Source organism: Nocardioides mangrovi (genome assembly GCF_020073815.1).
Lineage (GTDB): Bacteria > Actinomycetota > Actinomycetes > Propionibacteriales > Nocardioidaceae > Nocardioides > Nocardioides mangrovi.
In genome coordinates this window covers 1-13,859 of sequence record NZ_JAIQZJ010000009.1, presented here as the reverse complement: position 1 = coordinate 13,859, position 13,859 = coordinate 1, and the positions used below count along the sequence as shown (strand labels likewise).

General features: G+C 72.2%; 11 protein-coding genes and 1 pseudogene. 4 read left to right on the top strand and 8 right to left on the bottom strand.

All coding sequences use genetic code 11. The annotated features are described in order from the left end of the window. Positions 1 to 15: 15 nt before the first annotated feature. The 7 genes from K8U61_RS15540 to K8U61_RS15510 form a co-directional block, all read right to left on the bottom strand. A complete protein-coding gene (locus K8U61_RS15540) occupies positions 16 to 1,623 on the bottom strand; it encodes an AMP-binding protein (RefSeq protein WP_224123958.1) in 1,608 nt (535 codons plus the stop codon). A gap of 235 nt (positions 1,624 to 1,858) precedes the next feature. After that, positions 1,859 to 2,419 (bottom strand): dihydrofolate reductase family protein, encoded by a 561-nt coding sequence (locus tag K8U61_RS15535; RefSeq protein ID WP_224123957.1) that lies wholly within the window; start codon positions 2,417 to 2,419, stop codon positions 1,859 to 1,861. A gap of 66 nt (positions 2,420 to 2,485) precedes the next feature. Next, the gene (locus K8U61_RS15530) at positions 2,486 to 2,896 is read right to left on the bottom strand and encodes an SRPBCC family protein (RefSeq protein ID WP_224123956.1); all 411 of its coding nucleotides are present in this window, start codon (positions 2,894 to 2,896) and stop codon (positions 2,486 to 2,488) included. Between the two features lie 91 nt (positions 2,897 to 2,987). Further along, a complete protein-coding gene (locus tag K8U61_RS15525; protein WP_224123955.1) occupies positions 2,988 to 5,300 on the bottom strand; it encodes an immune inhibitor A domain-containing protein in 2,313 nt (770 codons plus the stop codon). Between the two features lie 230 nt (positions 5,301 to 5,530). Then, a complete protein-coding gene (locus K8U61_RS15520) occupies positions 5,531 to 6,748 on the bottom strand; it encodes an RDD family protein (RefSeq protein ID WP_224123954.1) in 1,218 nt (405 codons plus the stop codon). Next, on the bottom strand, positions 6,745 to 7,848 hold the full coding sequence (locus tag K8U61_RS25525) for an FHA domain-containing protein (protein ID WP_224123953.1): 1,104 nt from the start codon (positions 7,846 to 7,848) through the stop codon (positions 6,745 to 6,747). The genes K8U61_RS15520 and K8U61_RS25525 overlap by 4 nt, the downstream gene beginning before the upstream one ends. After that, on the bottom strand, positions 7,845 to 8,669 hold the full coding sequence (locus K8U61_RS15510; protein ID WP_224123952.1) for a PP2C family protein-serine/threonine phosphatase: 825 nt from the start codon (positions 8,667 to 8,669) through the stop codon (positions 7,845 to 7,847). Before K8U61_RS15510 ends, K8U61_RS25525 begins: the two co-directional genes overlap by 4 nt. A 39-nt stretch (positions 8,670 to 8,708) precedes the next feature. Here K8U61_RS15510 and K8U61_RS15505 point away from each other — a divergent pair, with 39 nt between their 5' ends. The 4 genes from K8U61_RS15505 to K8U61_RS15490 are packed head-to-tail and all read left to right on the top strand — an operon-like array spanning position 8,709 to position 13,614. Further along, on the top strand, positions 8,709 to 10,979 hold the full coding sequence (locus K8U61_RS15505; RefSeq protein WP_224123951.1) for a helicase-associated domain-containing protein: 2,271 nt from the start codon (positions 8,709 to 8,711) through the stop codon (positions 10,977 to 10,979). A gap of 22 nt (positions 10,980 to 11,001) precedes the next feature. Then, complete coding sequence (locus K8U61_RS15500) at positions 11,002 to 11,526, top strand: CGNR zinc finger domain-containing protein (RefSeq protein WP_224123950.1); 525 nt, start codon at positions 11,002 to 11,004, stop codon at positions 11,524 to 11,526. Between the two features lie 10 nt (positions 11,527 to 11,536). Further along, positions 11,537 to 11,941 (top strand): VOC family protein, encoded by a 405-nt coding sequence (locus tag K8U61_RS15495; protein WP_224123949.1) that lies wholly within the window; start codon positions 11,537 to 11,539, stop codon positions 11,939 to 11,941. 17 nt (positions 11,942 to 11,958) lie between these two features. Beyond that, positions 11,959 to 13,614 (top strand): DNA repair helicase XPB, encoded by a 1,656-nt coding sequence (locus K8U61_RS15490; protein ID WP_224123948.1) that lies wholly within the window; start codon positions 11,959 to 11,961, stop codon positions 13,612 to 13,614. Between the two features lie 71 nt (positions 13,615 to 13,685). Here K8U61_RS15490 and K8U61_RS25660 read toward each other — a convergent pair. Then, a pseudogene (locus K8U61_RS25660) lies at positions 13,686 to 13,859 on the bottom strand (IS30 family transposase); the annotation flags it as partial.

Sequence of the window (13,859 nt, the reverse complement as noted above, 5' to 3'; positions counted from 1 at the left end):
GGCCAGCCTAGGTGGTCACCCGAGACCGAGCTGCTGGGCGGTCTCCTCGCGCATCTGGACCTTGCGGACCTTGCCGGTGACGGTCATCGGGAACTCCTCGACGACCAGCACGTAGCGGGGGATCTTGTAGTGGGCCAGGCGGCCGGTGGCGTAGGCGCGGACCGCGTCGGCGTCGAGGGGGTCGGCGCCGGCGCGCATCTTGATCCAGGCGCAGAGCTCCTCGCCGTACTTCTCGTCGGGGACGCCGATCACCTGGACGTCCTCGACGTCGGGGTGCTGGTAGAGGAACTCCTCGATCTCGCGCGGGTAGATGTTCTCGCCGCCGCGGATGACCATGTCCTTGATCCGGCCGACGATGTTGCAGTAGCCGTCCTCGCGCATCACGGCCAGGTCGCCGGTGTGCATCCAGCCGTCGGCGTCGATGGCCTCGTCGGTCTTGTCGGGGTCGTCCCAGTAGCCGAGCATCACGGAGTAGCCGCGCGTGCAGAGCTCGCCGGCCTCGCCGCGCTCGAGGGTCTCCCCCGTGACCGGGTCGACGACCTTGACCTCGACGTGCGGGTGGACCCGGCCGATGGTCTCGGTACGACGCTCGAGGTCGTCGTCGACGCGGGTCTGGCAGGAGACGGGGCTGGTCTCCGTCATGCCGTAGGCGATCGACACCTCGGCCATGTGCATGTCGTTGACGCAGCGCTTCATCACCTCGACCGGGCAGATCGAGCCGGCCATGATCCCGGTGCGCAGCGAGGAGAGGTCGTGGTCGACGAAGCTCGGGTGGTTCTGCATCGCGATGAACATCGTCGGCACGCCGTAGACCGCCGTGCACCGCTCCTCGGCGACCGCGCGCAGCGTGATCTCGGGGTCGAAGCCCGGCGCCGGGATCACCATCGTGGCGCCGTGGGTGGTGCAGCCGAGGTTGCCCATCACCATGCCGAAGCAGTGGTAGAAGGGCACCGGGATGCACAGCCGGTCCTCCTCGGTGAAGCTGATCAGCTCGGTGGTGAAGTAGCCGTTGTTGAGGATGTTGCGGTGGCTGAGCGTGGCGCCCTTGGGGTAGCCCGTGGTGCCGGAGGTGTACTGGATGTTGATCGGGTCGCCCGGCTCGAGGGTCCACGTCATCAGCTCGGCGAGGGTGACGCCCGGGTCGGAGACGTTGTGGTCGGTCCACTCCGGTGAGCCGAGGTAGAGCACCTGCTCGACCGGGGTCTGGTCGACGACCTCCTCGATCATCGCCCGGTAGTCGCTGGTCTTGAACGACGGCGCCGAGATCAGCAGCTTGGTCCCGGACTGGTTGAGCGCGTAGGACAGCTCGTGGGTGCGGTACGCCGGGTTGATGTTGACCAGGACCGCCCCGATCTTGGCCGTGGCGTACTGCGTGAGCGTCCACTCCGCGCAGTTGGGCGACCAGATCCCGACCCGGTCGCCCTTGCCGATGCCGGACCGGATCAGCCCGATCGCCAGGGCGTCGACGTCGCGGTCGAGCTCGGCCCAGGTCCAGCGCCGGCCGGACGCGACCTCGACCAGCGCCTCACGGTCCGGGTGCGCCGCGACGGTCCGCTCGAAGTTGGCGCCGATGGTCTCCTCGAGCAGCGGCGGGTGGGTGTCTCCGGCGGCGTAGGCCGTCATCGTCGCCCCCCGTCCGTCGCGAGCGTCGTCAGACGTGTGCGCTGGCAAGGCGGAGGAGGGAAGGCGGGGTGGATACCCCGTCGACCGACGACAACGCCGCCAGCGTGCGCGCACGGCGGCGCGCAGCAGGGCGCGGGGCGGGGATGACGGCCTGAGGACTGCTCCATGCGGCGAACCTACGCCTCGGCGCGTTGGTCGCGCGTTGGCTGATGTCGGGACAGGACGTCGTCCTTCCTCAACCACCGAGGGTGCGGAGGACCTGGTACTGCACGCCGCTGTCGTACGTCGTGCTCTCGGCCAGGGAGAAGGTCACCCGGTGCTCGGCGTCGGTCGGGTAGATGCCGCGGCCGCTGCCCAGGACGACCGGGAAGACCATCAGCCGCATCTCGTCCACGAGCCCGGCCTTCAGCAGGCTCTGGGTGAGCAGCATGCTGCCCTGCACGAAGATCGGGCCGCCGTCGCCCGCCTTGAGCGCCGCGACGTCGTCGAGCGAGGTCAGCACGGTCGTGTTCGCCCACTGCGGGTCGGTGACGGTCGAGGAGACGACGTACTTGGGCATGGCGTTCCAGCCGGCGAAGTAGTCCATCGTCGGCCAGACCTGCGAGAAGGCGTCGTAGGAGCGACCTCCCATGAGGAAGGCGGCCGCCTCCTCCTGCTCCCGACCCTTGCGCTCGTACGCCGCGGCGCCGGCCTCGAAGGCGAAGGTCCAGCCCGAGTGGGCGTAGCCCTCCTCGCCGCCGGGCGCCTCGGCGACGCCGTCGAGGGAGGTGAAGTGGGTGGTGACCAGGGTGCGCATGTCGGGTCCTCTCGTGGGGGTGTCACCCGTTCCACGAACGGGCGGACCCGGATACGACAGCGACGCTCAGGACTGCTGCTCGGCCAGCCCGATCAGCGCCTCGAGCGCCTTGGGGGTGTCGCCGGTGACCATCGGGCCGATGTCGGCGGCCCCGTCGCCCTCGACGGTGGTCCGCACCAGGACCTGGGCGCCGCCGTCGGTGGCGGTGACCTGGTGGTCGATGCGGATGACCAGGTCACCGATGGTGAGCCGGTCGAGGTAGCGGGCGTGCGGCTCGACGATCTCGAGCATGAACGGCGCCTCGACGCCGCCGGCCAGGCACAGGGTGCCGGCCGCGCCCTCGGCGAAGTGGCCCTCGAGCGCCACCCGCTCGACCGCGGGATCCCAGCAGTGCCAGCTGCCGACGTCGCTCCACAGTGCCCAGACGTCCTCCGGGCTCGCGGTCGTGGTGACGGTGTGCTCGTACTCGAAGGACATGACAGGCAATCTAGGACGACGCACCGGGGCCCGCCACCCCCTCCGGCGACGGAGGGAGGGACGGGCCCCGTGGATCAGGCGTGGGCGCCGGTCAGGACTTGCCGACCTTCACCGTCATCACGCCGTTCTTCGCGACCTTGGCCACCGAGATGGTGGTGCCGGTCTTCGGGACGTCGACGCTGAACCAGCCGGGCTGGTAGGTGCCGACGTGCTGGCCCGAGCCGTGCTCGTCGCTGTCGAACCACCAGTCGAGGGTGTCGTCGAACGTCGGCACCGCGCGCTGGCCCTTGAGGGTGTACGGCTTGCTCAGGTAGTGCATCTGCTGAGCCTTCGTCCTCGTGAGGGAGAACGTCGAGTCGGACGTCATGATCTTCGTCCGCAGCAGCGTCCCGTCGGGGGCGTGCTGGAACTCCGGGTGCGCGTCCACGGGCAGGATCTCGCCGCCACCGGGGTGGTCGCCGACGTTGTTGTCGGTGTACGACGTGTCCCAGTAGGAGATCAGCGCGCCGGGCTGGTACTTGAAGAAGTCGACCCAGTTGGAGCGCTTCGCGCTGTTGATCCGGCCGAAGTTGTAGACGTGGCCGAGCACCTTGTCGCGCCCGACGTACTGCCGGTTGTCGACGAAGTAGGCGTTGAGGTAGGACCGCTCCTCCGAGCCGGTGGTCGTGTAGAAGCCGTCGAGGTCCCAACCCTCGTCGTCGGTCTCGGCGGTGCCGATCGGGGTGCCGTCGAGGGTGACCTCGTCGACCCGGAAGCCCGAGAGCGCGTAGCCGCCGTCGGTCCGGTAGCGCCAGCGGATCGCGGTGGTGCCGTCCGGGACGTCCGCGGTCAGGTCGACCCACTCGCCGTCGGTGGTGCCGGAGAGCCCGAAGCCGGAGTCGTTGAAGCCGCTCTGGTCCTCCTCGGTGTAGCTGAGGTTGGTCTCCACCGGCGTCCAGGTCTCCCCGTCGCTGGTCGCCTCGAGGAAGGCGTAGTCGAAGCCGTCCTCGATCTCGTAGTTGACCTTCGCGGTGAGCGCACCGCCGCCGTCGACCTCGAGGGTCGCGGTGTTGTCCAGGTCGTCACCCTTGTCGCTGTAGAAGTAGCGCGACCCGCACGTCGAGCAGGGCTCGCCGAGGTCCTCGGTGACCTGCTTGTCCGGCAGCAGCACGATCAGGCCGTTGGCCGCGGACCCGGAGGTCGAGGCGTTCGGGCGCAGCTTGTAGGTGCCCGGACGGCCCGCGCGGGCGACGTCGTAGTCGAGCCAGCCGAGCTGGTACTTGTCCCAGGCGCCGAACGGCTGCGGCTGGTCGCCGATCCCGTCGTCGGAGGGCAGGGTGCCGCGCGACTGCGACATCAGCGACCAGTGCTCGACGCTGTTGCTGCCGCCGTTGGTGTCGTAGAGGTCGGGCAGGCCGAGGTCGTGGCCGAACTCGTGGGCGAAGACGCTCAGGCCGCCGTTCTCGGGCTGGATCGTGTAGTCGTTGACCCAGACGCCGGTCGGGTTGTCCGGGATCTGCACGGCGCCGCCGTCGCTCGGACCGCCCTCACCGACGTTGACGCCGCCGATGGGCGCGCCGCCCTCGGGGCCGGTGCCGTAGGGCTCGATCTGGGCGTTCCAGCGGTGGCTCCAGATCGCGTCGGTGCCGTAGATCGGGTCGCCGTCCGCCTCGTCGCCGCCCGCGTGGACGATCTGGAAGTGGTCGATGTAGCCGTCCGGCTCGTTGAAGTTGCCGTCGCCGTCGAAGTCGTAGCGGTCCTGCTTGTCGAAGGTCTTGAGGTAGGCCTGGATCTTGGCCATGTCCCAACCCGCGTCGAGCTTCATCTGCGTCCACTCCGCGAGCGCGTCGCGGATCAGGAACCACGTGCTGTTGCAGACGTTGTCGCCGCAGTTGTTGTTGCCGTAGCGCGCCTCGTTGAAGGGCACCTTGACCCACTCGGTCACGTCGCCGTCGATGGAGTAGGTGCCGCCGGACTGCTGCTCGTAGAACTTCTTCATCCGGTTGAAGTACATGTTCTCGAAGTACGACCGGCTGTAGTTCTTCTCCCACAGCGTCGAGTTGTCGACCTTGCGGTCGGGCTTCGGGATCTGGTTGTGCATCGGGCCGTCGAAGCGCTGGGCACCGGTGTCCGGGTCGTCCGGGTACGCCGAGTGGCGGGTGTCGCCGAACTCCGCGAGGACGACGAAGATCCGGTCGGTGCCGGTCTGCGCGACCTTGGCGTACCGGCCCTTGCCGAGCTTCTCGACCGCGCCCTTGCCACCGGAGCGCAGCCGCTGCTGCAGGGCCTCCTGCCGCAGGGCGTCGTACTTCTGGGTGAGGGGCGACTCGATCGAGTCGCCGAACGAGGTGCTGCCGTCCACCGCAGGGGTGGCCGACGGAGCTGGCGCCGCTCCGGCCTGGGTGGTGGTGAGCGTGAGCGCCACAGACGTCGCCGAGATCGCTGCGAGAGCCGCAGCGGCGACACGGGTCCTTCTCAAGGTGCTTCCTCCGATGTGTCGGGGCGCGGATCGCGCCCGAGTACCCATGCGCAGCACTCAGCACCGGATCGCGGGGCCGAGATCTCCGCAAGGACGGAGGAGCAGTCGAACCTCAGAAGCACCCGCTCGGGAAGAGCGACGGTCCGCTCGTTACCAGACCGTTACTCAGCGAATCCTCAGGATTCGCGGCTGACGGTCATCTCGCGGTCGCCGAATCGGACCCGGTCACCGTCGACCAGCGTGGCCGGCTTGCCGGCCGAGAGCTCCCGCGGCACGCCCTGGCGGACCAGGATCGAGCCGTTGGTCGAGCCGCGGTCCATGACGACCAGGACGCCGTCCTCGGCGACCTGGAACTGCGCATGGGTCTTGGACAGGGACATGTCCTCCGAGCGCAGCGGGACGACATGCCGGACGGGCTCGCCCTTGCGCGGCTCGGGACGGCGACCGACCAGGGCGAGGCCCTCGACCACGAACGTCTCGCCGGAGTCGAAGGTGACCCGCCAGCGGGCCAGGGTGCGGTCGCCGCGCATGACGGTGCGCTCCGCGGTCGAGTGGGCCGGGCCGACCCGGGCGGCGGGGGCTGCGGGGGCGGCGGCCGGCTCCGGCGCCGGCTCGGGCACGAGCGGGTAGCCCAGCTGCTGGCGCGCCGCCGGGGCGGGGGTCGCGGGTGCGGCGTGCCGGCCGACCGGAGCGGGCGCGGGGACCGGGGTCGGCGGCGCCGGCTGCGGGACGGGCGCCGCCGGTACGTCGACCGCCGGCGCGGCCGGCGCTGCGGCGGCGGGCGTGGGCGGCGCGGCGGGCGGCGGTCCGGCGGGCGGCCGGGGCGATCGGCGCGGGGCGGCGACCGGCGATGGGGGGGGAGCCGGGACGAGCCGCATCGCCGTCAGGTTGACGACGTGGCGCGGCCCCTCCTCGGCGACCGGCTCCTCGGCGACGACCGGGCGCAGGTCGAGCACGATGGAGTGGGCGCGCTGGTCGTGCCAGCCACGGCGGCGTCCGCTCGGGTCCATCACGGCGGTCCAGGCGAGCGCGCCGAGCCCGAAGCCGAAGGTCGGGAGTCCGGCGATCCCCAGCACCAGCTGGCGCACCAGGGCCGGACCGACGCCGATCGGGGTGCCGCTGTCCTCCCGCACCACCCGGAGCTGGGTGGCCGTCATGCCCGGCGTGGTGCCACGCAGGCCGAGCCCGACCGCGATCGCGGCGCCGACCAGGACCAGCACGACGACCCCGGCGACGAGGGCGCCGAGGACGCGGGAGCCGGACAGCACCTGGGAGGTCGCGGCCGCGACGACCGCCGCACAGCCCCACGTCAGGGCGCGGTCGAGCGCGAACGCGTAGAAGCGCCGATCGAGCTCGGCGACCGGTCGCGTGGCGGGGAAGGCCGGCGTGGTCATGCGTTGGCGACCTGGATGGTGATCCCGTCACCGAGGTCGACGACCGCGCCGGGGATGAGCTGGACGGCGATGCCGACCTTGAGGCTCTCCGGGGGCAGCCCCGGCTGGACGAGCAGGGTGCCGTTGGTCGAGCCGAGGTCGGTGACGACCGCCGAGCCGTGGTCCGCGCCGGAGCCGGGGCGGATCTCGAGGTGGGTCGAGGAGATCTCCTGCTGCGGGCTCGGGACCGTGACCAGGCGCGGCTGCTCGTCCGAGCTGAAGCGACGGGCCTCGGGCGCCCGGCCGATGAGAACGGCACGGTCGACGTCGACGGTCTCGCCGTTGGAGATGACCAGCCGCGCGACCGGCCGCGCGGTGATGCTCGGCGCCGGCGGTTGACCGGGGATGCCCGGCGGCTGCCGCACGAACTGGTCCGGGTTCAGGTCACCGGTGCGGGTGTCGCCGTCGCGATCGCCGAGCGCCGGCGGGGCCGGGGGCGGGCTCGCCGGCGGCGGGGGGATCGGCACCGGCTCGGGCTCCGGCTCCGGCTCCGGCTCGGGCTCGGGCTCCGGCTCCGACTCGGGCTCCGGCTCCGGCTCCGGCTCGGGCTCCGGCTCCGGCTCCGGCTCGAGCAGCGGTGTCGTGAGCGGCTCGGCGACGGCTTCCGTGGGCGCGGCGACCACGGCCGGGAGCTCGGCTGCCGCCAGGCGCACCAGTCCCGTGTCGACCAGCAGGTCGTCGCCGCCGGTGCCGTCGGCGACCTCGATCCGCACCCGGGTCACGTCGCTGAGGGTGCGCTCGACCCAGGTGGTCTCGCCGTCGCCCTCGACGTGCACCACGTCGTCGCCGGTCGCGAAGTGAGCGCGGGCGGCGCCGCGGATGACCACCCGGGTGCGGTCGTCCTCGGTGCTGACCAGGACGAAGCCGGGCAGGTCGCGCAGGCCGGCCGAGATGAGCGCGTCGAGGGTCTCGTCGAAGCCCGCGCCCTCGTCGACCAGCTCCCAGAGGGCCGCGACCCGAGCCTTCTCGGTGGGCGGCAGCACCACGGCTGCCCGGGCGCCGAAGACCCCGAACCACTCTCCTCGGCGGACGGACCAGGCGCGGTCGCGGACGTCGTTCACGGCAGGGCTCCCAGCTTCTGCTCGAGACTCAGGCGCTGGCGGGCGGAGTCGTATTCGCTGTCGGTGACCAATCCCACCACATCGACGACCACCGCCGTGGCGTTGTCCCTGCCACCGGCCGCGAGTGCGGCGTCGACCATCCGGTCGGCGGCGTCACGCGGGTCCTCGCTGTCGGCCAGGAGCAGCGCGAGCGTCTCGTCGTCGACCATCCCGGTGACGCCGTCCGAGCAGAGGACCAGGCGCTCCACCGAGGACAGCGGCAGCAGGAAGTAGTCGGCGACGGCGTGCTCGGGGTCGCCGATGGCACGGGTGATCACGTGCCGCTCGGGATGCACCGCCGCGTCGTCGTGGGTGATCGCGCCGGCGTCGACCAGCTCCTGCACGAGGCTGTGGTCGACGCTCACCTGCTCCAGGACGCGGTCGGTGAAGCGGTAGATGCGGGAGTCGCCGATGTTGGCGAGCAGCCACTTCGGGCCCTCCTCGTCCTCGACGAGGAGGGCGACGACGACGGTGGTCCCGGCGTGGAAGCGGGGATCGACGCCCCGGGCCCGCTGGGCCGCGGCGAACTCCGAGACCCGCTCCTGGCAGGTGCGCAGCGTGGTCTCGACGACCTCGGCACCGCGACGCGGGTCGTAGCCCTCGTCGGCCAGCCGGGCGAACTCCTCGACCACGATCGCGCTCGCGACGTCGCCACCGTCGTGCCCGCCCATGCCGTCGGCGACGACGAAGACCGGCGGGGCCGCGAGGAAGGCGTCCTCGTTGACCTCACGGACGAGCCCGACGTCGGTGCGGGCGCCGTGGTGCAGCTCGACCGCGCTCATCGACCGGGCTCCGGGGACCGGACCGGTAATTTGGGAGGGATGGCCACCACCGGGCACCGCACCCTCGCCGACCAGCTGCGCAGCTGGTCGGACGAGCGGCTGTCCCGTCTCCTCCGTGAACGTCCCGATCTCGCCACCCCGGCCCCTCATGACTCCGGGCAGCTCGCGTCGCGCGCAGCCACCCGCTCCTCTGTCCTCCGCGCGCTCGACCAGCTGACCCGGTTCGAGCTCTGTGTCCTAGATGCCCTCGTCGTGGTCGGCCAAACCAGCCGCGAGGGCCTTGCCGAGGTCGTGCGCGCCACCCCCTCGGCCGTCCTGGAGGCGGCCGACCGGCTGGTCGACCTCGTGCTCGCCTGGGAGAGCACGCAGGGCCTGCGGCCGCTGAGCACCGTCGCCGAGGCGCTGCCGCCCGGCAGCCCCGGCACCAGCGGGCTGCACCCCGTGTCGCCCGAGGCGCCCGCCCCCGCCGTCGTACGCCGGATGCTCGACGAGCTCAGTCCCGCCGCCCGCGGGCTGCTGGACCACGTGCTCGCGTCGGGTGGCACCGCCACCAGCGGCACCGCGCGGCAGACCGTGCTGCCCGAGGACGCCGAGACGCCGGCCGAGGAGCTGCTGGCCCGCCGACTGCTGCTCCCGCGCGGCGGTGCCGGCGTGGTGCTGCCCGGCGAGGTCGGGATCGCCCTGCGCGGCGGCCGCACCACGGCCGACCCGGTCGACGAGCCTCCGGCCGTCGCGACCTCGGCGCGGGAGCCGTCGCTGGTCGACCGGGCCGCAGCCGGCGCGGCCTTCGAGGCCGTACGCCGCGTCGAGCTCGTGCTGGACCAGTGGGGCCTGCACCCGCCCACGGCCCTGCGCAGCGGCGGGCTCGGCGTCCGGGACCTGCGGGCGACCGCCGTGGACCTGCACGTGGACGAGCCGACCGCCGCGCTGCTCGTCGAGGTCGCCTCGGCGGCCGGCCTGCTCTCGACCGCCGCCGCGCCCGACGGCACGCCCTGCTGGATCCCCACCGACGCCTTCGACCGCTGGACGGCGGCCCCGACCGCCGAGCGCTGGCTGACGCTGGTCCGCGCCTGGCTCGACAGCCCGCGGATGTCCGGCCTGGTCGGCGGCCGCGACCCGGCCGGCAAGGTGTGGAACGCCCTGGCCCCCGAGCTCGCCTCGCCGCACCAGGTCGAGGCCCGCCGGATGGCCCTCGACGCGCTGCGCACCCTGCCCGTGGGCGAGGTGCTGGCCACCGGCACCGGCGTGCCGTCGGTGGTGGCACAGCTCGAGTGGCGCCGGCCGCGCCGGCCCCGCACCCGCGCCGACCAGGTCGTCTGGGCACTCGACGAGGCCACGGCGCTCGGCGTCTCGGCGCTCGGCGGCCTCGCGTCGTACGCCGCCACGCTGCTCGACGACCGCGGCGACGACGCGGCCGCGGCGCTGGCCGCCCTGCTGCCGCCGCCGGTCGACCACGTGCTGCTCCAGGCCGACCTCACGGCGATCGCGCCCGGCCCGCTGGAGTCGCAGCTCGCCCGGCGGCTCCAGCTGGTCGCCGACGTCGAGTCGCGCGGCGGCGCGACGGTCTACCGCTTCACGCCGGAGTCGGTGCGCCGCGCCTTCGACACCGGCTGGACCGCCGCGGAGGTGCACGACTTCGTCGGCTCGGTCTCCCGCACGCCGGTCCCGCAGCCACTGAGCTACCTGGTCGACGACACCGCCCGCACCTTCGGCACCATCCGGGTCGGCCATGCCGAGGCGTTCCTGCGCGCCGACGACGACACGGCGCTGACCGAGCTGCTGCACCACCCGAAGGCGGGCACGCTCGGGCTGCGCCGGATCGCCCCGACGGTGCTGGTGTCGAGCACCCCGCTCGACGTGCTGCTGCCCCGGCTGCGCGACCTCGGCGTCGCGCCGGTGGTCGAGGCGGCCTACGGCACCGTCCACGTCGCGCGACCCGACCTGCTGCGGGCGCGCACGCCGAAGGAGCAGCGCGGCCGGTCGGTCGCCGCCGCCCGCGAGACCGCGCGCGTGGCCCAGGTGGTGACCGCGATCCGGGCCGGCGACCGCGCCGAGTCCGGACGTCCCGCGCAGGCGACGACGACACTGAGCCCGAGCGGCTCGATGGCCGCGCTGCGGGAGGCGATCGAGGCGGGCGAGTCCGTGCTGATCGGCTACGTCGACAACCACGGCACGAGCACCGACCGGCTGGTCGACCCGGTCGCGCTCGAGGGCGGCACCCTCACCGCCCACGACCACCGCAGCGACGACACCCGGACCTTCGCGGTCCACCGGATCACCACGGTGCGTGCGGTGCCGGCTGACGCATAGGTCCCGCTCGTATGATTGAAACGTGGACTTCATCCGGTACGCCGAGGGCTCGGCCGGGCTCCTGAACGCGGACCTGTCCCAGGTCGAGGGGCTCGCGTCGTACCTCGCCGCGCGCCCGCACCTGCAGGAGCGGGCGACCGACCGCGACTGCATGCTGCTGCGGAAGTTCCAGCGTGAGCTCCGCCCGGTCTTCCAGGCCGGCACCGACGAGGACGACGCGTCGGTCGTCGGGCTCCTCAACGAGCTGATGGCGCGGCACCCGATCACCCCGCGGATCTCCGACCACGACGCCGACCTGCACCTGCACGTCGCGTCCGACAGCGAGAGCGTCGCGGAGCTGCTGGTCGCCGAGTCGCTGCTCGGCCTGGCCTCGGTCGTCTGCGACCTCGGACCGCACCGGCTCGGCATCTGCGAGTCCTCGACGTGCGACAACGCGTTCGTCGACGTCTCCCCCAACCAGTCGCGCCGCTACTGCTCGGAGCGGTGCTCCTCGCGGGCCAACGTCGCGGCGTACCGGGCTCGCCGGAAGGCCGTCGCGGGGGCTTAAGGTCGGGAGCATGCACGGACGCTCTCGGGGGGACCAGCGCACCGATCGCTGGTCGCGGACGGACTGGTGGGGTGTCGTCCTCGACACCCCGGACCCCGGTCGGCTGGCCAGGTTCTACGCCGAGCTGCTCGACTGGAAGCTCGCGACCGAGACCGAGGGCTGGGTGACCATCGGGCCGGACGAGGGCGTCGCCTACCTCGGCTTCCAGCTGGCCCCGGACTTCGTGCCGCCGGTGTGGCCCAACGTCCCGGGCGCCCAGCAGCTGGGCATGCACCTCGACTTCGAGGTCGACGACCTCACGCTGGCCGTCGCGTCCGCGGAGGAGATGGGCGCCGTCGAGCACCCGCACCAGCCGCAGTCGACCGTGCGGGTGATGATCGACCCCGACGGACACCTCTTCTGCCTCTACACCTGATCCGTACCCTTTCTCAGGTGAACGACGGCCCCCTCATCGTCCAGTCGGACAAGACGCTGCTGCTCGAGGTCGACCACGAGCGCGCCGACGACTGCCGCAAGGCGATCGCGCCGTTCGCGGAGCTGGAGCGCTCCCCCGAGCACATCCACACCTACCGGCTGACGCCGCTCGGACTCTGGAACGCCCGCGCCGCCGGCCACGACGCCGAGCAGGTCGTCGACACGCTGCTGGAGTACAGCCGCTACGCCGTCCCGCACGCGCTGCTCGTCGACGTCGCCGAGACGATGGCCCGCTACGGCCGGCTGCGGCTGGAGAAGCACCCGATCCACGGCCTCGTGCTGGTCTCCAACGACCGGCCCGTGCTCGAGGAGGTGCTGCGCGCCAAGAAGGTCGCCGGCATGATCGGCGAGCGCATCGACCCCGCTCTGCCCGACCACTGGGCGGTCGTCGTGCACGGCTCGGAGCGCGGCAACCTCAAGCAGGCGCTGCTCAAGCTGGGCTGGCCGGCCGAGGACTACGCCGGCTACGTCGACGGCGAGGCGCACCCGATCTTCCTCGACGAGTCCGAGTGGCAGCTGCGCTCCTACCAGCGCGAGGCCGCGGACTCCTTCTGGCACGGCGGATCCGGCGTCGTCGTGCTGCCCTGCGGCGCCGGCAAGACCCTGGTCGGCGCGGCCGCGATGGCCGAGGCGAAGGCGACCACGCTGATCCTGGTCACCAACACCGTCTCGGCCCGCCAGTGGAAGGACGAGCTGGTCCGTCGTACGACGCTCACCGCGGACGAGATCGGCGAGTACTCCGGCTCGGTCAAGGAGATCCGGCCGGTCACCATCGCGACGTACCAGGTGCTGACGACCAAGCGGAAGGGCGTCTACCCGCACCTCGAGCTGCTCGACGCCCGCGACTGGGGCCTCATCGTCTACGACGAGGTGCACCTGCTGCCGGCGCCGATCTTCCGGATGACCGCGGACCTGCAGGCGCGGCGACGGCTCGGCCTGACCGCGACGCTGGTGCGCGAGGACGGCCGGGAGGGCGACGTCTTCTCGCTGATCGGGCCGAAGCGCTACGACGCGCCCTGGAAGGACATCGAGGCGCAGGGCTGGATCGCGCCGGCCGACTGCGTCGAGGTGCGGGTGACCCTGCCGTCCTCGGAGCGGCTGACCTACGCGACCGCCGAGCCGGAGGAGCGCTACCGCCTGGCGTCCTGCACCCACCACAAGATCTCGGTGGTGGAGTCGCTGGTCGCCTCGCACCCGGGGCAGCCGACGCTGGTGATCGGGCAGTACATCGAGCAGCTCGACGAGCTGGCCGCCGCCCTCGACGCCCCGGTGATCAAGGGCGAGACGTCGGTGAAGGAGCGGCAGCGACTCTTCGACGCGTTCCGCTCCGGCGAGGTCGGGCTGCTGGTGGTCTCGAAGGTCGCGAACTTCTCCATCGACCTGCCCTCCGCCGAGGTCGCGATCCAGGTGTCCGGCTCCTACGGCTCACGGCAGGAGGAGGCCCAGCGCCTCGGCCGGCTGCTGCGCCCGAAGTCCGAGGGCAAGACCGCCCACTTCTACACGATCGTCTCCCGCGACACCGTCGACGCCGACTTCGCCGCCAACCGTCAGCGGTTCCTGGCCGAGCAGGGCTACGCCTACCGGATCGTGGACGCGGAGGATGTCGGCGCCTGACGCCTGACCGTCGTACCTGACGAAATGGCTGTGGTTCCGGCGGCGAGGTCAACTGGTCTTAGCAACCACGGTCATGCTGCTGCCGGGTTGGTCAGCAGCTCGTCCAGCGCTTGGGCTCGGGTCTTCATGTCCAGGGTAGGGCGGGGTCGGGCGTTGAGGCTGGCGGCGATCCGGCGGAGGTCAGCGGCGCTGAACCGGGACAGGTCGGTGCCCTTGGTCAGCCAGTGCCGGAGCAGCCGGTTGGT